Origin of the sequence: Pseudomonas sp. R32 (assembly GCF_009866705.1) — a bacterium.
GTDB classification, from domain to species: Bacteria; Pseudomonadota; Gammaproteobacteria; order Pseudomonadales; family Pseudomonadaceae; genus Aquipseudomonas; species Aquipseudomonas donghuensis.
Map to the genome: position 1 here is coordinate 3723752 of NZ_CP019396.1, position 20179 is coordinate 3743930.

Consider the following 20179-nt stretch of genomic DNA (forward strand, 5'->3'; position numbering starts at 1 on the left):
TCCTCACAAGCCCAGGCTCAGGTATTCGGTCACCGGCCCCAGGGCCAGGGCCGGCAGGAAGGTCAGGCCACCGACCAGCAGGATGGTCACCACCAGCAAGGTGACGAACAGCGGGCCGTGGGTCGGGAAGCTGTTCTGCCCCACCGGTGCGGACTTTTTCAGCGCCAGGCTGCCAGCCAGGGCCAGCACCGGCAGGATGTAGCCGAAGCGGCCGATCAGCATGCCCAGGCCGATCATCACGTTGTGGAAGGTGGTGTTGGCACCCAGGCCGGCGAATGCCGAACCGTTGTTGGCGCTGGCCGAGGTGTAGGCATACAGCAGTTGGCTGAAGCCATGGGCACCGGGGTTGCTGATCGCTGCCGCAGGTCCCGGCAGGCTGGCTGCCAGGGCGCCGAGCACCAGCACGCCGACCGGCATCACCAGCAAGGTCGCCACCAGCAATTGCACTTCCCGCGCCTGCAGTTTCTTGCCCAGGTATTCCGGGGTGCGGCCAATCATCAGGCCGGCGAGGAACACGGCGACCAACACGTTGAGCAGCATGCCGTAGAGCCCGGCACCAACGCCGCCGAAGATCACCTCGCCGACCATCATGTTGACCAGCGCAACCATGCCACTGAGCGGATTGAGGCTGTCGTGCATGTTGTTCACCGAGCCGTTGGAGGCGGCGGTGGTGGTCACCGTCCAGAGCACGCTGGCAGTGGTGCCGAAACGGCTTTCCTTGCCTTCCAGCGGCGCGCTCTGTTCAACCAGCGGGCTGCTCAGCGCCGGGTTGGCCTGGTGCTCGCTCCACAGCGCGGTGCCGCCACCGATCAAGAACAACGCGAGCATGCCGGCGATGATCGCCCGGCTCTGGCGCATGTCCTTGACGTAATGGCCAAAGGTGAACACCAGGGCCACCGGGATGAGGATGATCGAAGCCACCTCGAACAGGTTGCTCCAGGCCGTCGGGTTCTCGAACGGGTGCGCCGAGTTGACGCCGAAGAAGCCGCCGCCGTTGGTGCCCAGTTGCTTGATCGCGATCTGGCTGGCGGCCGGGCCCAGCGGGATGGTCTGGTCGGCGCCCTGCAAGGTCAGTGCATGCACGTAATCGGCGAAGGTCTGCGGCACGCCCTGCCATACCAGCAGCAAGGCCAGCACCAGGCACAGCGGCAACAGGCCGTAAAGCGTGGCGCGGGTCATGTCGACCCAGAAGTTGCCCAGGGTCTTGGCCGAGCGACGGGCGATGCCGCGGCACAGCGCGACCAGCACCGCCAGGCCGGTGGCGGCGCTGACAAAGTTCTGCACGGTCAGGCCGAGCATCTGGCTCAGGTAACTGACCGAAGCCTCACCGCTGTAGGACTGCCAGTTGGTGTTGGTGACAAAGCTCACCGCGGTGTTGAATGCCAGCGACCACTCCTGCCCCGCCAGGTGCTGCGGGTTGAGCGGCAGGTAGCCTTGCAACTGCAGCACCGTGAACACCAGCACGAAGCCGGCGAGGTTGAAGGCCAGCAGGGCCAGGGTGTATTGCTGCCAGCTCTGCTCCTTGTTCGCGTCGACCCCGGCCAGCCGGTAGCAGCCACGCTCGAGCGGCCCGAGCAGTGTCGACAGCCAGGTACGCTGGCCCTCCATCACCTTGAAATAGAAACGCCCGAGCAAGGGTGCCGGGAGCAGTACCAGCGCAAAGAACGCCAGCAGCAACACGTAATCGTAACTGTGCATGGTCGCTCCTAGCCCCGATCGGCGCGCAGCAGCGCGACCAGCAGGTAGATCATCAAGGCCACTGCCAACAGCAGTGACACCCCGTCCAGAATGCTCATGAAAACTCTCCGTCCTTACGGCACGCGCCGCTGACGGTCATTGTCGGCAGAGTGGCTGTAAAGGGACGAGACCAAGAGCCCGGGGCGGGCATAAAGAATGCGTAAATAACGCCGCCCACCTGTAGGAGCGGGCTTGCACCGCGATGAGGCCAGTATTGTCAGTAGATCCGGCGTCGCCTGGGTTGCGACCGCTGCGCGCTCGATCGCGGGGCAAGGCCCGCTCCCACAGAAGGCCTGCGCCTACAGGGGTCTCCACTCAAGAGGCTGCTGGTAATTGGCAACCCAGTCGACCACCTGCTCGGCCGGCATTGGCCGGGCGATGCAGTAGCCCTGGGCGATGTCGCAACCCAGGCCCATCAGCAACTGACCATGCTCGACCGTCTCCAGGCCCTCGGCGATCACCTGGCGGCCAAAAGCCCGGGCCAGACCGATCACGGCGCGGGTCAGGGCCAGGTCGTCCTGGTCGTGGAGGATGTCGCGGACGAACGACTTGTCGATCTTGATGGTGCGCGTCGGCAGGCGCTTGAGGTAACTGAGCGACGAATAGCCGGTGCCAAAATCATCCAGCGAGAATTGCACGCCCAGGCGCTGGCAAGCCTCCAGGCACTGGCTGACGCGCTGGATATTTTCAATCGCCACCGACTCGACGATCTCCAGGTCGAGCATCGCCGGTGCGACGGCCGGATGACGGTTCAGCGACAACTGCAGGCGCTCGACAAAGTCGTCACGCTGCACATGGCGGGCAGCAATATTGACGCTGACCGGCCATTGATACCCCAGCGCTTGCCATCGCTGCATCTGGTTCATGGCCTGGTCGATGACCCATTCGCCGATCTCGACGATCAGGTCGGTCTGTTCGACCTGCGGCAGGAAGTCAGCGGGCATCACCAGCCCCTTGCCCGGGTGCTGCCAACGCAGCAGCGCTTCAAAGCCGATCACCGCGCCGTTGTGCATGTTGACCTTGGGTTGGTAATGCAGGCACAGCTCGCCCATGTACAAGGCCTGGCGCAGGCGCGCCACGGTCTGGTGGGTGGCCTTGACCTCCCGGTCGAGCGACACGTCGAACAGGTGGAAGCGATTGCGCCCACTCTGCTTGGCCACGTACAGGGCCTGGTCGGCGTGGCGCACCAGGGTGTCGGTGTCCTCGTTGTCCTGAGGGAACAAGGTCACGCCGATACTGGCGCTGACGCGGATCTCCTGGTCGCGGATCTGGTACGGCGCGGCTATCGCGATCAGCACCCGGTCGAGCGCCGCCTGCAAATGCGCAGGGTTCTGCACATGGCGCAGGATCAGCACGAACTCGTCGCCCGACAACCGCGCCACGGCATCGCCGCCGCGCAAGATGCCCTTCAGGCGCGTGGCCACTTCGACCAGCAGAAGATCGCCGCTGGCATGCCCGTAGCCGTCGTTGACCGCCTTGAAGCCATCCAGATCGAGCATGCACACCGCCAGCGGAATGTCCTCGTTGCGCGAGTACTCCAGGGCCTGGTTGAGCAGGTCGGACAGATAAGCGCGATTGGGCAGGCCGGTGAGCACATCGTGGCCCACGCGCCATTGCAGGGTATGCAACAACTGGCGCTTCTCGGTGACATCGAAGCGGATCGAAACGTACTTGCGCACCTGGCCGCTGGCCGGGTCGATCAGCGGCACCATGGTGCTGTCGACCCAGTACAACGAGCCGTCCTTGGCACGGTTGCAGATCTCGCCCTTCCAGACCCTGCCGGCGACCAGCGCGCGCCACATGTCGACGAAAAATTCCGGCCCGTGCAGGCCGGAGTTGAGGATCCGGTGATTGGCCCCGAGCAGTTCCTCGCGGCTGTAGCCGGAGATGCTGCAGAACTGCTCGTTGACGTAAGTGATCCGGCCACTGAGGTCGGTTTCGGAAAAGATCGCGGCGGCATCGACGGCCGTGCGGTAGTTATCGTCCATGAATTCCTCTGCGCCCTGGTGGCTAGCGGTTGAAGCGCTCGACCAGGGCCCGCAGGCCCGAAGAAATGCTTTGCAGCTCGGCGCCGCGGCTGGCCGCGGCATTGGCGTTGCGCGCGGTGGCCTGCACCGTGCTGGCAACGTTGTTGATCTGCTCGCTGACTTCTTCGGCCACCGAGGATTGTTCTTGCGAGGCAGCGGCCATCTGCTGGCTCATGTCGCTGATGCGCTCGACGGCGGCACGAATGCCCTGCAAGGCGCGTTGCGCCTCCAGCACCTGGGCCACGCCCTGCTCGGCCTCGTTGATACCGAGGCTGGCGATACTCACCGCCTCGTCGGCACCGCTGCACAGGTTCTCGATGATGCCCTGGATCTGCACGGTCGACTGCCGGGTCTTGGCCGCCAAGGCGCGAACCTCGTCGGCGACCACGGCAAAACCACGGCCCTGCTCGCCCGCGCGGGCCGCTTCAATGGCGGCGTTGAGCGCCAGCAGGTTGGTCTGTTCGGCAATCGCGCGGATCACTTCAGCGGCGAGCATGATGTCCTGGGTCTGCCCGGCCAGGTGGGTGACCGCCTGGTTGATCTGGCTGACGGTATTGGCCAGCAACTGGATGGCCTCGCGGCTGGTGCCAGCGACCTGGCTGCCCTGCTCGGCCAGTTGGTTGGCGGTCTGCGCCTGGACTGCGGTTTGCTGCACATGCTCGGCCACCTCGCCGATGGACGCAGCCATTTCGGTCATGGCGGTGGCGGTCATGTCGGTTTCCGCGCGCTGTTCCAGCAACGCGGTTTCGGTGTTCCTGGACAGACGACTGGAGTCGCTGGCGGCTTCGGCCATCTGCGTGGCCAGGTCGCTCAGGCGGGTGAGCGCGGTCTTGAGCCGCGCTTCTTCGCTGATCAGGATCATCTGCAATTGTGCTGCCGAGCCCAGTTGATCGCTGTAGGTCAGGGCGCTGATCGGGTCGGCAAAGGTGTGATTCGAGCACGCCACGATCTGCCCAAGCTGGCGGCCCAAGCGGCTGTGGGCCCAAAGGCCGATCAGCCCGAACAGGCCAAGGGTAATGCCCTGGCCCGGCCAGCCCGGCAGCGCCTGGTTGGCGGCCACCGCCACTGCACCGGCCGCCAATGGCAGGCTCATCACCTGGCTCAGTTGGGCCAGGCGGCGGCCGGCCGACACCGCAGGCTTGCCTTCACGCAACCGCGCATACAGTTCCTCGGCCCGGCGCACCTGCTCGCGGGTCGGCTTGACCCGCACCGACTCGTAGCCGACCAGGCGGCCGTCTTCGAGGATCGGCGTGACATAGGCGCTGACCCAGTAGAAGTTACCGTTCTTGCAGCGGTTCTTGACGATCCCCATCCAGCTCTGGCCAGCCTTGAGGTACTGCCACATCAGTGCGAACACCGCTGGCGGCATGTCCGGGTGGCGGACCAGATTGTGCGGGCTGCCGATCAGCTCGGCCTGGCTGAAACCGCTCATGGCGGCGAATTCGGCGTTGCAGTAGGTGATATTACTGGCAGTGTCGGTAGCGGAAATCAGCCGCTGATCCTCGCCGAAAGTCTGCTCGACCGAGGTGACCGGCATGTTGAGACGCACGATAAAACTCCATTTGTAGTGATCTGCCAGGTTGTCCTGTGCAGCGCACGAACCATTCGTCCGACATCGAGATCAGCCTTCTGCCGAGGTGCTTTGCTGAATACTCTCAGCCTGCTGCCCCCGGTTGAAACTCGATGGCTTTTGGCCTGTCCAAACCGGTAATTCTACGAATTACATCACATTATGCAAATAAAGGTGATGAATCGTGGCGTTGCCTAATGCGCATAGATATCGTTAAGTTCTTGATTCTAAATGGGAATTAAGCGATGACAAATTCAAGTTTGGGTTCGGCCATCAGACGTTACCGCAAGGTAGCCGGGCTCACTCAGGCTGAACTTGGCGAGAAAACCGGTTTTGACCCCAAGACCATCAGTCGCTTCGAAACCGGCACCTACACCCCCAGCGTGGAAGCCCTGTCGACCTTCTCCGAGGCGCTGGGGATCAAACTCAAAGCCTTCTTCGCAGACGAGGACGACGAAGATGAGCAACGTGCCTACCTCTTCGGCGTCATCCATAAGGCCCCTTCCCAGGACCTGGGAAAGCTGATCGCGGCGGTAGACCTGGCCTTGTCCAAGCCTTAGTCCCGGCAACACGGAAAAAGCGGCAGGTCGAACCTGCCGCTTTTTTTTGCCCGGGTATTGCACTAACTGGTCAGACCGGTAAAGCCAATTCTCACCCACTCAACCGAAAACCCCTTGCAAAGCCGGAAAAACCGCGCTTACACTGCCCACGCACTGGACATACCGGTAAGACCACAATAATTAAGTCCTCCGCTCTTTCGCCCCCGTGGCATCGAAGCAGGGACACCGACCAGAGATCCCTCCCATGCTCAAATGGTGCTCGCGTTCGATCTTCCTCCAAGTGGTGTTGGGCCTTGTGCTAGGCATAGCCTGCGGCCTGAGCTTTCCTGAAGTTTCCCTGCAACTCAAACCCCTCGGTGACGGCTTCATCAAGCTGATCAAGATGTTGATCGGGCTGATCGTGTTTTGCGTGGTGGTCAGCGGCATCTCCGGCGCCGGCGACCTGAAGAAAGTCGGGCGCATCGGCCTGAAATCGGTGATCTACTTCGAAATCCTGACCACCATCGCCCTGGTGATCGGCCTGGTGTTCGCCTTTACCTCCGGCATCGGCAGCGGCGCCAACATTCACCTGGACCAATTGGCCAGCAGCGAAGCCAGCAACCTGGCCGAACGCGGCCAACACATCCACGGCACCGCCGCCTTCCTCATGGACCTGATCCCGACCTCGGTGATTGGAGCGTTTGCCGACAACAATATCCTCCAGGTCCTGCTGTTTTCGGTGCTGTTCGGCAGCGCCCTGAACCTGGTGGGTGAAGCGGCCTCGGGCATCTCGCGGCTGATCAACGAACTGAGCCATGTGATCTTCCGCATCATGGGCATGATCGTGCGCCTGGCGCCGATTGGCGTGTTCGGTGCCATCGCCTTCACCACCAGCAAATACGGCCTGGAATCGCTGCAGCACCTGGGCGGCCTGGTGGCCTTGTTCTACCTGACCTGCACCGGCTTCGTGCTGCTGATTCTGGGCACCGTGATGCGCCTGTCGGGGCTGAAGATCCTGCCCTTCATCAAGTACCTGCGCGAAGAGCTGACCATCGTCCTCGGCACCGCCTCCTCCGACGCCGTGCTGCCGCAGATCATGCGCAAGCTTGAGCACCTGGGCGTGGGCAGCTCCACGGTCGGCCTGGTCATCCCCACGGGTTACTCGTTCAACCTCGACGGTTTCTCGATCTACCTGACCCTGGCTATCGTGTTCATCGCCAATGCCACCGGCACACCGCTGGCCATGACCGACCTGCTGACCATCCTGCTGGTGTCGCTGATTACCTCCAAAGGCGCCCACGGCATCCCCGGCTCCGCCCTGGTCATCCTGGCCGCAACCCTGACCGCCATCCCGGCGATACCGGTGGTCGGACTGGTGCTGGTGCTGGCGGTGGACTGGTTCATGGGCATCGGCCGGGCGCTGACCAACCTGATCGGCAACTGCGTGGCTACCGTCGCCATTGGCCGCTGGGAAGGCGATATCGACATGGAGCGGGCCAACAATGTGCTGTCGGGTAAACAGGGCTTCGGCTTTGCCCAGCGCAAGACCCCGAACGCCCATCAACAAGAGTTCTGAGTAACATGGCCGGCAGCCCCACTGCCGGCCACAGGAGCAAACCATGCAAGTGTTCTCATGGAGTGAACAATGATTACTTCATCGACCGTCGTGAACTCGGTGGTAGAAAAACTCCGCCAGGCTCTGGCCCGTGGCCAGTGGCGCTCCGGCGACATGCTCCCGGGCCAGCGCGAACTGGCCGAGCAACTGGGCATCAGCCGCCCGAGCCTGCGTGAAGCGGTGACGGTACTGGAAACCCTCGGCCTGGTGCGTTCGATGCCGGGCAAGGGCGTGCTGGTGCTTGATGCCGATACAGTACCAACCACCCTGCCCCAGAGCGGCGTCGCCGAGGCCAGCCTGGAAGACGTGCTGCAGCTGCGCTATACCCTCGAACCGTTCATTGTCGGCCTGGTGGCGCAGTCGATCAGCAGCAAGGAAATCGGCCAACTGCGCCTGACCCTGATGGACATGCGCGAAGCCCTCGAGGCCCAAGACAGCGAAGCCGGCGTCAATGCCTACATCGCCTTTCACGAAGAGCTGTTCACCCTGACCGCCAACCCGATCTTCCAGAGCGTGGTGCAGCAGACCAGCAATGCCCTCAAGCAAAGCGCCGCAGTGCTGCGCAACTCGCCCGAGCATTTGGCGGCAAGGCTTGAAGAAAACGAAGCGGTGGTACGTGCCATCCGCAACAAGAACAGCGCCCAGGCCAGCGCGCAGATGCGCCACCACATCCTCCAGGAAGGCCTGCGCATGGGTATCGAACTGAACATCCCGGACGATCATCCGGGCAACTGACCCCAGGAGTGCGACCATGAACGCCAGCGCCCACGCCCATGCCACCGCCCTGCCGCCACTGCTCGCCCAGGGTGAACGCCGGTTGTCGGCCGAGCAGATCTACCCGCGGCTGTTCGATGCCATCCTCGAACAGCGCCTGGCCCCTGGCAGCGCCCTGACCGAGCAAGCCCTGGGCGATGCCTTCGGGGTCAGCCGCACGGTGATCCGCCGGGTACTCGGGCGCCTGTCCGACCAACAGGTCATCGTCCAGCGCCCCAGCCACACCGCACGCCTGGCCGCGCCCGACCCACAACATGCACGGCAGATCCTCAGCGCCCGGCGCCTGGCCGAAACCACCTTGATCAGCCTGGCGGCCAAGCGCTCACGGCCGGCCAAGATCCGCCAGTTGCGCGAGCTGGTGGCCCGCGAGCGCCAGCACCATGAACAGGGCCAGCGCTGCACGGCGATCCGCCTGGGTGGCGAGTTTCACCTCAAACTTGCGGAAATGGCCGACAACGTACCCTTGGCGCGTTTTCTCAATGGCCTGGTGCCGCAAACCTCGCTGATCATTGCCCAGTACGAAGCGCGGCCATGCAGTCATTGCGCCTGGCAGGAGCATGCGGCGATCATCGATGCGCTGGAGGACGGTGATGGCGAGGCGGCGTTGGCGTTGATGCATGAGCATCTGGACCATATCGAAGCCAAGCTCGACCTGGAGGATTGACCGAAGGGCCTCATCGCCGGCAATGCCTCCACAGTGGGTTTGTCTACGCCGAACCTGTGGGAGCTGGCTTGCCTGCGATCGACCGCGAAGCGGTCGTAATCCAGACACCGCCTGATATGCTGGTTGTACTGGCCTCATCGCGGGTCAAGTCGCCTCGTCGCACTGCCGCCCCCACAGTGGATCTGGGTATGCCGGACATGTGGGGCTGGCCTTGCCAGCGCTCGCAATCCTGGCGACAGCTGTTGTCCGCCCGCTTTACCATGGGCCTCGATCGCCTTGGAGGGCACGCTGATGAACGAAAGGATCACCTCGGTTAAACCCGAGCCCGCTGCTGCACCTGCGCCGCAAATGACGCCTGAACAGCGCCACCAGGTGCGCGTGGCGATGTCCGATGCCTTCGTCGACACCCACATCGAGTTCCTCTGGATCGCCCGCCACCTGGTAGGGTTTGACCGCGAGCTGCTGAAAGAAATCTTCTACAGCGAAGTCGCCCCCGCCTGCTACGGCAACATCATGACGCCGGTACCGCCGATCTGGACCGGTTTCGACGAAACCTGGCTGCAGGAAGAGATCGAAGAAAGTCTCCAGGCACGCCGCGACAGCTGGTGGCGGCGCCAGATTGACCGCTTTCTGAATGCCACCTGGGTGTGGTTTTTCTGCAAGGAAATCTGGGCAGAGATCGTCGAGGCGCTGGATCAGGCCGAGGCCGAACAGCAGCCCGAGTGACGGCACCTATACTCAAATAACCACCGTGCTCGACCTTCCCTAACCACAGGGGGCTGCGATTTTATGCCGCGTTCCCCGCTTACCGTGCTGCTGCTCGCCTTGTTCCTGGTGCTGGCTGGCTGCGGCTCGCGGCAAAAGGTCAGCGAGCCGCCGCCCATCCCGGTCAGCGCGGCGACCTGGCAGCAGATCGACCGCGACATCATCGACGCCTCGCTGGCCACCACCAGTTCGGTCAACGACTATGCCCGGCGCTCCATGCGGGTGTGGAAGGAGCGCGTGCAGCAGTACACCGAAAGCGACTTCATCCCCTGGTTCACCGGCTACTGGACCCAGCAATGGCTGACCATGAAAGTGGCCTGGTACAAGATGAACAGTGGCGAAGGCCGTGAAACACCGGAAAAACGCCTGGCCCTGTACCTGCAAGAGCAGTACCACGAGCGGGTGCTCGACCCGGTGGCCAAGGAAATCGACCCCGAAGCCATTCGCGACCGGGCCATGGAGTTGTATATCCAGCTGCTCGGCCAGCAACTGCAGCAGATCGCCCAGCGCTACCGCGCACCAACGGAGCAGTTCAACCTGCACCTGACACGCATCCAGGCCATTGGCCTCGGGCCGCCAGCCAACAACAACGCATCGCTGCATCAACTGCTGTTCAGCAAACCGCTGGAACAGCAGCCCGCCTATGCAGCCCTGGTCAAACGCCTGCACAGCGCCGTGCGCGCCGGCACCCAGCGCTCGGACATCGGCTTGTCATCGGTCGCCCAGCAAGCCAGCGAAAAACTCGGCGCCACCCTGGCGCCACGGGGTATTGCCAGCGCCGTGGCGGCGGCGGTCGGGCGCGCCGCGGGCACGGTGATTTCCCTGGCGGCGACCGGTATTGGGGTCGTGAGCCACAACCGCGAGCAACCGGCGATGATCGAACAACTGCGGGTGATCCTCAACGTGGCGCTGAACGAGGAGTGGCGCGATCTGATGGAGAATCGCAAGACCGGCGCCATGGCCGGCGTCTATTACCTGTCGGGGGAAATCGAAGACAGCCTGCTAGCCGCCGAAGGCCCCGAGCACGAGCCGCAGCCCGCCGCCCAAGTGATTACCCTGCCCGCCCAGTAAGGGTCTTGTTCATGCCGGCTGCGCCTGGGCCGAAATCGGCAGGCCAAAGATGCGGTCGAACAACCCGTTGTAGATGAAGGTGTAGCAAGGGATGAGAATGATAAAGGCCAGGTCCACCAGCACGGCTTCGACCAGGCTCATGTTCAGCCACCAGGCAATCAGCGGGATCAGGTACACCACCAACGTCAGCTGGAAACCGATGGCATGCGCCACCCGCCGGGCAACACTGCGCCCGCGCTTGGCCTGGCGGCTTTCCCAATACTCGAACAGGGTGTTGTAGATGAAGTTCCAGGCCATGGCGATGGTGGTGATCATCACCGCCAGCGGCCCGGTATTGCTCGGCGCGCTGTCGGCCAGGTAGGCCAGGCCCAGGGTCGACATGCACAGGCCGATCAGTTCATAGGCGGTCACGTAGACCAGTTTGCGTTTGACACCTTGCACGTTGCTAACCTCGGTTTTGCACTGAAACGCCGCCTTTTGGCACGGCTGAGGCGGGCAAGCATGCGTCAATCCTGTTGACAACCAAAGTCAACAGCTATCAGATTTACTGATAGGAGAGTGCCATGAATTTTTCCAGCGACAACATCGAACTGTTTCTCGCCGTGCTCGACCGCGGCTCGTTTTCGGCCGCCGCACGCGCTCTGGGCCGAGTGCCTTCAGCGGTGAGCATGGCCATCGGCAACCTTGAAGCGGAGCTCGGCTTCAGCCTGTTCGATCGCACTCACCGGGAAACCCGCCCCACCGCCATGGCCCAGGCGCTGGAGCCGCATGCGCGGATGATCGCCCATCAACTGGGGCAGTTGCAGGTGCACGCCCTGGAGTTGTCCCAAGGGCTGGAAAGCACCCTGAGCATCAGCGTGGTGCCGGACATCGAGCACAGGCACCTGCTGGCAGCGATCAGAACCCTCAGCGAGCGTCACCCGTTACTGAATGTCGAGGTGCTGACGGCCCCGCAGGAAGACGCCCTGCAACTGCTGCACGACGGTCGCGTCAGCCTGTGCCTGGCCTTTGCCGGGCTGGCAGTGGACGCCCGCCAGCGCTTTCAGAACATCGGCATGGAATCGCTGGTGGCCTGCATCGGCCCGCAGCACCCGGCCCTGCAGCAGCGCCCGCGGCAGATCGTCTACCTCGAAGACCTGGCCAACGTGCGGCAGATCCTGGTGGCCAGCCGTGACCTGCCGCTGAGCGACACCCGCGCCCTGATCGGCAAGGCGCACTGGCGCACCGACAGCCTGGCCATGGCCATCGAGATGGTCGAAGCCGGCCTTGGCTGGGGCGACTTCCCGTTGTCGCGGGTGGCGCCTCTACTGGACGCCGGACGCCTGGTGCGCCTGGATTTCAGCAACACCCGCAACGAATTGCAGCTGCCGGTGCATGCCTTCTGGCGCCAGCATCAGCCGCTGCAAAAAGCTGCCCAGGCGCTGGTGCGTTTGCTCGGGGTGCAGTAAAGCGCCTGGCTGAAACACGCACGCCAGAGCAGGCTGTAGGAAAATCCTGTCAGCCCCTGCGGCAAAACTACCTATCAATTTTTCCGTTTCGCGGCCGATACCCGTCTGGATAGGTACGAGCACACGCCAAAAGCGCCGCTCGGCACTCCTCTTTACTGGCACAAGGTCTCGGAACATGAACCTGAAATTTCGCCACAAGATCCTGCTGTGCGCCTGCGGCGTCGTGGTTCTGGCATTTGCACTGTTCACCCTCTACAACGATTACCTGCAACGCAACACCATCCGACAGAACATCGACTCGTCGGTCAAACAGGCCGGCGCACTGGCCGCCAGCAGTGTGCAGAACTGGATGAGCGGACGCATTCTGGTCCTGGAAAACCTCGCCCAGGACGTCGCCCACCAAGGCGCCAATGCCGACTTCCCGGGGTTGGTCGACCAGCCATCGTTCACCAACAACTTCCAGTTCACCTACGTCGGCCAGTCCAACGGCGTGTTCACCCAGCGCCCGGACGCGAAGATGCCTGACGGCTACGACCCGCGCCAGCGTCCGTGGTACACCGCCGCCGTCGCCGCCAACCAGACCATGCTGACCCCGCCCTACATGGCCGCGGTCGGCGGCCTGGTGGTTACCATTGGCATGCCGGTGAAAAGCAAGGCCAACGGCGAGCTGCTCGGCGTGGTCGGCGGCGACCTGAGCCTGGCCACCCTGGTCGATATCATCAACGCCGTGGACTTCGGCGGTATTGGCCACGCGTTTTTGGTCGACCGTAACGGCCAGGTGATCGTCAGCCCGGACAAAGACCAGGTGATGAAGAACCTCAAGGACATCTACCCGGGCAGCAACCTGCATATCGCGCCAGGCACCCACGAGGTGACCCTGAACAAGCAGGAGCGGATCATCTCCTTCGCCCCGGTCAGCGGCCTGCCGACGGCTGACTGGTACATCGGCCTGTCGATCGACCGCGACAAAGCCTACGCCGGCCTCAGCCAGTTCCGTACCTCGGCGATCATCGCCATGCTCATTGCCGTGGCCGCCATTGCTGGCCTGCTGAGCCTGCTGATTCCGGTGCTGATGCGTCCGCTGACCACCATGGGCCGCGCCATGCAGGACATTGCCCAGGGCGAAGGCGACCTGACCCGCCGCCTGGTGGTGGAGAACAAGGACGAGTTCGGTGAACTGGCCGGTGCCTTCAACCAGTTCGTCGAGCGTATCCATGCCTCGATTGCCGAAGTGTCCTCGGCCACTCGCCAGGTCCATGACCTGTCCGAGCGGGTGATGAGCGCCTCCAATGCCTCGATCATCGGCTCTGAAGAGCAGAGCATGCGCACCAACAGCGTCGCCGCGGCAATCAACGAGCTGGGCGCCGCCACCCAGGAAATCGCCCGCAACGCCGCCGACGCCTCGCAACACGCCAGCGGTGCCAGCGAGCAGGCCAATGACGGTCGTCAGGTGGTGCAGGAAACCATTTCGGCGATGACCGCGCTGTCGCAGAAGATCAGCGAATCCTGCGAGCAGATCGAAACCCTCAATGCCAGCACCGATGACATCGGCCAGATCCTCGACGTGATCAAGGGCATCTCCCAGCAGACCAACCTGCTGGCGCTCAACGCCGCCATCGAAGCGGCCCGTGCCGGTGAAGCCGGGCGTGGTTTTGCCGTGGTTGCCGACGAGGTACGCAACCTGGCGCACCGCACCCAGGAGTCGGCCGAAGAGATCCACAAGATGATCACCACCCTGCAGGTCGGTTCGCGCGAGGCGGTACACAACATGAACGCCAGCCAGGTTTCCAGCGAAGAAAGCGTGCTGGTCGCCAACCAGGCCGGCGAGCGCCTGAGCAGCGTGACCCAGCGCATCGGCGAGATCGACGGCATGAACCAGTCGGTGGCCGCCGCCACCGAAGAGCAGACCGCCGTGGTCGAAAGCCTGAACCTGGACATCACCCAGATCAACGTGCTGAACCAGCAAGGCGTGGCCAACCTCAACGACACCCTGCGTCATTGCGATGCCCTGGCCCAGCAGGCCGGGCGCCTCAAGCAACTGGTCGACAGCTTCAAGATCTGACGCGTAAACAAGCAAGGGGCCGCTCAGGCCCCTTGCTTTTACACCTCCCGCTACACCGCCAGCACCCGCTTGGCCCGCCCCAGGCGCAACCAGCCGATCAAAACCGCCAGCATCAGCACGAAGCCCAGGTAGCCGAAGAACGGATAGACCTGGCCGACCAGGCTGATAAAGCCGATCAGGCTGCAGATAAATGCCGCCACCCCCGCCGCCACCGAGCCCAGGCGAAAACTGCGGGTACCTGCCGGCAACAGCCGCGCCAGGAACGAATACAGCGTGCCCACCGCAGTGTTGACGATCATGCCGAAGATGATCACGCACATGATCACGCCCAAGGCCGGAGAGATTTCGCTGGCAATCGACAGCATCGGCATCGGCAGATCTGCGACGGTATCCAGGCGCGACAACAAGCCTGCGCTCATCACCAGCATCAGGCCGCCCAGGGCCGCACCGCCGAGAACCCCGCCCCAGATCGCAGTCTTCTCCAGGCGTGCCGAGCCACCGAGAATCGCCAGGATCGGCGCACCGGCGACAATGTTGTACGACACATACAGGAACGCGCCGAGCAGCCAGTGGCTGGTACCCGCCTGCTGCTGGCTGGCCACCTGATTCAGCGCGGCAAAGCTCAGCTCGCGGGTGAACACCGCGTACAAGGCGATGGCCGTGGCGATGAGGATCAGGAACGGCGTGACCGCCCCGATCAGCAGGATCACCTTTTGCACATCCAGACACACCACCGCCACCACCAGCAGGGTCACCAGTACGCTACCGGTCAGCGCCGGAATGGCGAACTGCTGTTCAAGCAATGCCCCACCGCCGGCAAGCATCACCACGGTGACCGCAAACATGAAGAAGGTGATCAGCAGGTCAACGAACAAGCCCAGGTAGCGCCCACAAATGGCATACACCACATCCTTGTGCGAGGCGGCCTGCAAGCGGTTGCCCAGCCCGGCCAGGGCCATGCCGAGAAAAGTGAACAAGGCCGCGCTGACCAGCGCCCCGAGCAGGCCCCAGAGGCCGAAGTCGACAAAGAACAGCAACAGCTCCCGCCCCGAGGCGAAACCCGCGCCGACGATCACGCCGATAAAGGCGCCTGCAATTTTCAGCTGCTCTTTCATTTTCAACCCTCTGGTATCGATGGCCCTGCCCGGGCCTTGTTGTTGTTTTTACCCAGTGTTGCTGTGGTGCCTCAGTCGTTGCCGATCCAGGCCTGTACTTCGATCTCGACATCCACGCCCAGGGCCAGGCCGGCACTGACGGTGGAACGCACCGGGTAGCCGTTGGCGAAGACGCTTTTGTACACCTCGTTGAAACCGGCGAAATGGGCCATGTCGGACAGCCACACAGTGGCCTTGATCACCTGATCGAAACCCACGCCGCATTCGGCCAGGGTTTCGCCGATGCGTTCCAGAGCGGCCCGGGTCTGAACCTGAATGTCGCCACGCACCACTTCGCCGTCGGCGCGCATGGGGATCTGTCCGGAAAGGAACAGAAAGCCGCCGACCTTCACCGCCTTGGAGAACGGATACGGCAGGTGGCTGGGGATACGCTGGATAGTCGAGCTCATGGGAAATCTCCTTGGGGAGTTAACGAAAACGCGCCGGGGACAAGCGTTGCGGCTCGACCCCTTCGGCGCTCAAGGTTGCTGCAAGCGGCTGCTCAAGCAGCAGCGCGCACGCCAGTTGCGAAGCGCCAGCGGCGGACTGGATACCGTAACCACCCTGCGCCGCCAGCCAGAAAAACGCCGGATTTTGCGGGTCGTGGCCGATCACCAGGTCGCCGTCGGCGACGAACGAACGCAAGCCCGCCCAGGTATGGCTGGGGCGGCGAATCGCCAGGGTGGTGATGGCTTCAATGTTGTAGATGCCGATGGCCACGTCGAGCTCTTCGGGCATCACGTCCTGGGGCTCGACCGGGTCGGCGTTGGCCGGCGAGCCGAGCAACTGCCCGGCGTCGGGTTTGAAATAGAAACTCTCATCGACGCCGATCACTGCGGGCCAGCGACTGAAGTCCTGGTCTTGCGGGCCTTCGAAGGTAAAGGCCGAGCGTCGGCATGGCTGCAGGCCGACGGGTTGGATACCACAGACCGCCGCGACGTGATCGGCCCAGGCGCCCGCGGCGTTGACCAGTTGGCGCGCCTGAATACGACTGCCATCGGCCAGGCTCAACTGCCAGTGACCCTCGTGGTAGCCGCCTTCAACCACCTCGGCATTGCAACGCAACTGGCCACCGGCCTGGCGGTAACCGCGCAGGAACCCCTGGTGCAGCGCATGCACATCCAGGTCCATGGCACCGGGCTCCAGCACTGCTCCGGCCAATACCTCGGCACGCAGGCTCGGCACCAGCGCCAACGCCGCGTCACGGTCGAGCAAGGTGACGTCGGTGCCGTTGGCCAGGCTTTGCGCATAGGTGCTGTCGAGCAGTGCCTGCTGCTCCAGCGTTGCCACATACAGGCAACCACGCGGCTCGAGCAACGCATGCTCACAGAAGCCCGGTGGCGGCGACGCATAGAATGCACGGCTGGCGCGGGTCAGCGCCTGGATCTGCGGCGTGCCGTAGGCCTCCATGAACATCGCTGCCGAGCGACCGGTGGCGTGATAACCAGCCTGGGCTTCGCGTTCAAGCATCAGCACCTGCCGCCCTTGCGCCAGGCGATAACCCAGCGATGCGCCAGCAATACCGGCGCCGATGATTACGATGTCGAAGGTCTCTGTCATAGCCATGCACTCGCTTGCGAGGTGTAATTATCATTTGTGAGAATTCTAATATATGAGAATTTCGGATTATGCAAGCGGCCACGGTAAGATGCGGGTCCGTTTTGTCTGACCGAGATGCTTGATGAGTGCCGACCGCTCCCCTGCCGACGACCGCCCTGGTGCGCTGCCACTGATTGACCGCGCCGAAGTCGGAGCGCGCCTGCGTAGCGTGCGCAAGGCCCAGCAACTGACGCTCAAGCAACTGTCGGCGCTGTCCGGGGTACCGGTGTCGACCCTGTCGAAAATGGAACTGGCCCAGGTCTCGGTGAGCTACGAGAAACTGGCGGCGGCGGCGCGGGCACTGAAGGTTGATATCGCCCAGCTGTTTCGCGCTTCAGGCGTGAGCGATATGCCGGTGCCGACCACGGTGGTGGTCAACTCCCTGCCCACAGCGCCCGGCTACAGCACTGGGACCTACGACTACCACCCGATCGCCGGGGAATTTCCCGAGCGGCTGATGACGCCAATGTATGCGCGGATCATCGCCCGCGAGCGGCAACAGTTCGATGAATTCATCCGCCACCCGGGGCAGGAATTTGCCCTGGTGCTCAGCGGACGCGTGCGGATTGTGTTTGAGACGGGTGAAGCCGTGAGTATCGGCCCGCAGGAGACGGCGTACTTCAACAGCAATGTCGGGCATATTTATCTTTCCGAGACGGAAGATGGCGGGGATGCGCATGTGATGGTGGTGATGACGGATCGGTAACAGCGTTGTCTGTAACACCGCATCGCGGGTCAAGCCCGCTCCCACAGCGCCACGCGCTCAGCAAGAGCGAAGCGAATTGTGCTCTTGATCTTGATCTACCGGCCCCGTTAACCAGAAGGGCCGAGTGCAGGTGTTGCGAAGGGGCTAGTGCGCAGCACCTTCGGCGTTAGCCGAAGTTGCGAAACGTAGAGTTGCTTGCAACTCGTAGTTCGCAATGCCCCGTAGCGACACCGTAGCGAGGGAACCCGAAGCGCAGCGTAGGGCCCCTGGTGGGGCAAGCCCTTTGGTTACTTTGGGGCGACTGCCAAAGTAACCCGCCGTAAGGGCGGAAAGGTGACTCCGCGCCACCATCACAACCGGATAAGCCCCTCCTCTCACAGCCACCACCGGTTATAACCTAATAACGAACTAGTCTATTTGGCTATAAAAAAACCTTTATGCTGGCTGCCATCCGATCACGGGCACGTTGGGCGTTTAGGTTACTTATGGATGTAGGTTCTTTCGGTTTTACCATTGCAGGCCTGGTAGTAGGTTTCATCGTCGGCATGACCGGCGTCGGCGGCGGCTCCCTGATGACCCCGATCCTGCTGTGGTTCGGTATCAACCCCGCCACCGCCGTAGGCACCGACCTGCTTTACGCCGCCATCACCAAAGCCAGCGGCGTCTGGGTCCACGGCAAAAACAACAATATCGACTGGAAAATCACCGGCTGGCTGACCCTCGGCAGCGTCCCGGCCGCGGCCCTGACCCTGTGGTTCCTCGCCAGCCTCGATGCCGACACCCAGGCCGCCAACACCATCATCAAGCAAGGCCTGGCCGTGGTGCTGGTGCTGACCGCCCTGGCCATCCTGTTCAAAAGCAAACTCCAGGCATTCGCCAGCAAACACGCCGGCGACCGCTATCACCTGAGCGGTACCAGCCTCAACCTGCTGACCGTAGTCACCGGTGTGATGCTCGGCGTCATGGTTTCGCTGACGTCCATCGGCGCTGGCGCCCTGGGTACCGTGGCGCTGTTCCTGCTCTACCCCTACCTGGTCACCCGCCGCCTGGTCGGCACCGAAATCGCCCACGCCGTGCCGCTGACCCTGGTCGCCGGCCTGGGCCATGCAAGCATGGGCAACATGGACTGGTCGCTGCTTGGCTACCTGCTGCTGGGCTCGCTGCCGGGCATCTACATGGGCAGCCACCTGACCGGACGGATTTCTGACAGCATCCTGCGCCCGTGCCTGGCAGGCATGCTGCTGATGATCGGCTACAAACTGGCGTTCTGAGTGTGTCGCTTGATCTACGAGTGCTACGCACTCGATCGCTGGCAAGGCCAGCTCCCACAGGGGTAGCAGGCGACATCAAGCCCTGTGGGAGCCGGCCTTGCCGGCGATGGGCTACGCCGTAGCCCCAAGGTTCAATCCTGCGTGCGCCACAGCACCGGCCACATCTGCGACCAGCTCCCACTGCAACTGCCCATCCGCGCCAGCGAGCGCAGTTGCATGCGCTGCCCATCAAAACGCCAGCTCTGATCGACACCGCAATCACCTATGCCGCGCCCCTTGGTAAAGCTACTGAGCACTCCGGTGTCTGCGTTGTACTCGACCGAGCCACCAAAGTCGCCCCACTGCTCCAGCCCGGGAAACTCCGCGAACTGCAGGGCCTGCGCCTGCTGCGGATGCGCCCGTGAAGTGGTGAACAAGGCGTACTCGCAGTTGTAGGCGCCACAGCCATAGCGAAAGCTGACCAGCGCACGCTTGCCACTCAACGCATAGGCTTGGGCAGTATCGGGCTGCCAGTCATCACCCACGTCCTGCCAGGCATCAGCGCTGGCTGCATGCACGGCGGCGACAATGTGCCTGGCCTCTGCCTCCCCCAGCGGCTCGGGCCGTGCGAAGGGCGCCAGCTTCGGCAGCGCCGGCGCAGGCGGCACGGCACTGTCTGGCGCATCACCTGCACGCATGAAGGCACTGCGGTGGCCCAGCCGCCCCTGCACCGAATCGATCAGCAACAATGAGGCGCTCAGGCCATTGAGCGAACTCCCCAGCTCACCATCATTGCTCGCCGAGGTCAGCCGCGAGCCATTGCGCAAGGCCTTGACCAGGGCCACGGCCTGCTCGCCACTCGCCCGCCAGGACACCACGCCGTTGTGCTGTTCTTCATGCAGTGCCAGCGCCAGAGGCTTGCCATCGAGCTGCAATGGCCCCTCCAGCGAACTCTGGCTGTAAATCGTTACCTGCAACGGCCCCTCCAGACCCGCGCCACGCACGATCTGAATACCCAACGGCATGCCGTCGACGCTTTCATCGGCCGCCAGCGCCGTACATTGGCGGGTGTTGTCACACCCCACCACCCAGTCCTTGAGGTGCCGGTACAAGGGTACCGGCTCTGCCGTCGTGGCCTGGGTAGCGCCGGGCAAGGCCAGCAGGGAGAGAAAGGCTGCGTGCAGCGGTGCGCTCATGA

General features: G+C 63.2%; 19 protein-coding genes and 2 pseudogenes. 11 read left to right on the top strand and 10 right to left on the bottom strand.

The features are described 5' to 3' along the window. Positions 1 to 3 precede the first annotated feature (3 nt). The 5 genes and pseudogenes from kdpA to PspR32_RS26715 all read right to left on the bottom strand — a co-directional run. Positions 4 to 1698: a potassium-transporting ATPase subunit KdpA gene (kdpA, locus tag PspR32_RS17285; RefSeq protein ID WP_100782378.1), complete on the bottom strand. Its 1695-nt coding sequence runs from the start codon at positions 1696 to 1698 to the stop codon at positions 4 to 6. An 8-nt stretch (positions 1699 to 1706) separates the two neighbouring features. Further along, positions 1707 to 1796: a K(+)-transporting ATPase subunit F gene (kdpF, locus tag PspR32_RS17290; RefSeq protein ID WP_036996387.1), complete on the bottom strand. Its 90-nt coding sequence runs from the start codon at positions 1794 to 1796 to the stop codon at positions 1707 to 1709. A gap of 240 nt (positions 1797 to 2036) precedes the next feature. Beyond that, positions 2037 to 3725 (bottom strand): putative bifunctional diguanylate cyclase/phosphodiesterase, encoded by a 1689-nt coding sequence (locus PspR32_RS17295; RefSeq protein WP_036996388.1) that lies wholly within the window; start codon positions 3723 to 3725, stop codon positions 2037 to 2039. Between the two features lie 22 nt (positions 3726 to 3747). After that, positions 3748 to 4857: a methyl-accepting chemotaxis protein gene (locus tag PspR32_RS17300; RefSeq protein WP_442967035.1), complete on the bottom strand. Its 1110-nt coding sequence runs from the start codon at positions 4855 to 4857 to the stop codon at positions 3748 to 3750. Positions 4858 to 5031: 174 nt separating this feature from the next. Then, positions 5032 to 5301, bottom strand: a pseudogene (locus PspR32_RS26715) (PAS domain-containing protein); the annotation flags it as partial. 278 nt (positions 5302 to 5579) lie between these two features. On the opposite strand from PspR32_RS26715, the gene PspR32_RS17305 reads away from it, so the two are divergent. From PspR32_RS17305 to PspR32_RS17330, 6 genes are all read left to right on the top strand, one after another. Further along, positions 5580 to 5894 (top strand): helix-turn-helix domain-containing protein, encoded by a 315-nt coding sequence (locus tag PspR32_RS17305; RefSeq protein WP_010222571.1) that lies wholly within the window; start codon positions 5580 to 5582, stop codon positions 5892 to 5894. Positions 5895 to 6138: 244 nt separating this feature from the next. Further along, entirely contained in the window at positions 6139 to 7449 is a 1311-nt protein-coding gene (locus tag PspR32_RS17310) for a C4-dicarboxylate transporter DctA (protein ID WP_010227031.1), read from the top strand. 69 nt (positions 7450 to 7518) lie between these two features. Beyond that, a complete protein-coding gene (locus tag PspR32_RS17315; protein WP_010227033.1) occupies positions 7519 to 8223 on the top strand; it encodes a FadR/GntR family transcriptional regulator in 705 nt (234 codons plus the stop codon). 16 nt (positions 8224 to 8239) lie between these two features. After that, positions 8240 to 8926 carry a GntR family transcriptional regulator gene (locus tag PspR32_RS17320; RefSeq protein WP_010227034.1) on the top strand — a complete coding sequence of 229 codons (687 nt, stop codon included), beginning with the start codon at positions 8240 to 8242 and terminating at the stop codon, positions 8924 to 8926. 291 nt (positions 8927 to 9217) lie between these two features. Beyond that, positions 9218 to 9652, top strand: coding sequence for a DUF7079 family protein (locus PspR32_RS17325; protein WP_010227036.1), 435 nt, complete (start codon positions 9218 to 9220; stop codon positions 9650 to 9652). Positions 9653 to 9715: 63 nt separating this feature from the next. Beyond that, a complete protein-coding gene (locus PspR32_RS17330) occupies positions 9716 to 10762 on the top strand; it encodes a hypothetical protein (protein WP_010227038.1) in 1047 nt (348 codons plus the stop codon). Positions 10763 to 10771: 9 nt separating this feature from the next. On the opposite strand, the gene PspR32_RS17335 is transcribed toward PspR32_RS17330, so the two are convergent. Next, the gene (locus PspR32_RS17335) at positions 10772 to 11203 is read right to left on the bottom strand and encodes a PACE efflux transporter (protein ID WP_010227041.1); all 432 of its coding nucleotides are present in this window, start codon (positions 11201 to 11203) and stop codon (positions 10772 to 10774) included. A gap of 122 nt (positions 11204 to 11325) precedes the next feature. On the opposite strand from PspR32_RS17335, the gene PspR32_RS17340 reads away from it, so the two are divergent. From PspR32_RS17340 to PspR32_RS26725, 3 genes and pseudogenes are all read left to right on the top strand, one after another. Then, the gene (locus tag PspR32_RS17340; protein WP_159388948.1) at positions 11326 to 12210 is read left to right on the top strand and encodes a LysR family transcriptional regulator; all 885 of its coding nucleotides are present in this window, start codon (positions 11326 to 11328) and stop codon (positions 12208 to 12210) included. Between the two features lie 175 nt (positions 12211 to 12385). Then, a pseudogene (locus PspR32_RS26720) lies at positions 12386 to 13369 on the top strand (cache domain-containing protein); the annotation flags it as partial. Positions 13370 to 13531: 162 nt separating this feature from the next. Then, positions 13532 to 14272 carry a methyl-accepting chemotaxis protein gene (locus PspR32_RS26725; protein ID WP_374045279.1) on the top strand — a complete coding sequence of 247 codons (741 nt, stop codon included), beginning with the start codon at positions 13532 to 13534 and terminating at the stop codon, positions 14270 to 14272. A 50-nt stretch (positions 14273 to 14322) separates the two neighbouring features. Here PspR32_RS26725 and PspR32_RS17350 read toward each other — a convergent pair whose 3' ends face one another. The 3 genes from PspR32_RS17350 to PspR32_RS17360 form a co-directional block, all read right to left on the bottom strand. Then, the gene (locus PspR32_RS17350) at positions 14323 to 15387 is read right to left on the bottom strand and encodes a YkvI family membrane protein (RefSeq protein ID WP_159388949.1); all 1065 of its coding nucleotides are present in this window, start codon (positions 15385 to 15387) and stop codon (positions 14323 to 14325) included. A gap of 71 nt (positions 15388 to 15458) precedes the next feature. Beyond that, the gene (locus PspR32_RS17355) at positions 15459 to 15836 is read right to left on the bottom strand and encodes a RidA family protein (RefSeq protein ID WP_036996391.1); all 378 of its coding nucleotides are present in this window, start codon (positions 15834 to 15836) and stop codon (positions 15459 to 15461) included. A gap of 19 nt (positions 15837 to 15855) precedes the next feature. Further along, positions 15856 to 16986 carry an NAD(P)/FAD-dependent oxidoreductase gene (locus PspR32_RS17360; protein ID WP_010227047.1) on the bottom strand — a complete coding sequence of 377 codons (1131 nt, stop codon included), beginning with the start codon at positions 16984 to 16986 and terminating at the stop codon, positions 15856 to 15858. A 121-nt stretch (positions 16987 to 17107) separates the two neighbouring features. On the opposite strand from PspR32_RS17360, the gene PspR32_RS17365 reads away from it, so the two are divergent. Together PspR32_RS17365 and PspR32_RS17370 are read left to right on the top strand one after the other, a co-directional pair. Then, positions 17108 to 17731: a helix-turn-helix domain-containing protein gene (locus PspR32_RS17365; protein ID WP_010227048.1), complete on the top strand. Its 624-nt coding sequence runs from the start codon at positions 17108 to 17110 to the stop codon at positions 17729 to 17731. A gap of 485 nt (positions 17732 to 18216) precedes the next feature. Then, complete coding sequence (locus PspR32_RS17370; RefSeq protein WP_010227049.1) at positions 18217 to 19002, top strand: sulfite exporter TauE/SafE family protein; 786 nt, start codon at positions 18217 to 18219, stop codon at positions 19000 to 19002. A gap of 131 nt (positions 19003 to 19133) precedes the next feature. On the opposite strand, the gene PspR32_RS17375 is transcribed toward PspR32_RS17370, so the two are convergent. After that, a complete protein-coding gene (locus PspR32_RS17375) occupies positions 19134 to 20177 on the bottom strand; it encodes a DUF1176 domain-containing protein (protein WP_159388950.1) in 1044 nt (347 codons plus the stop codon). Positions 20178 to 20179 lie beyond the last annotated feature (2 nt).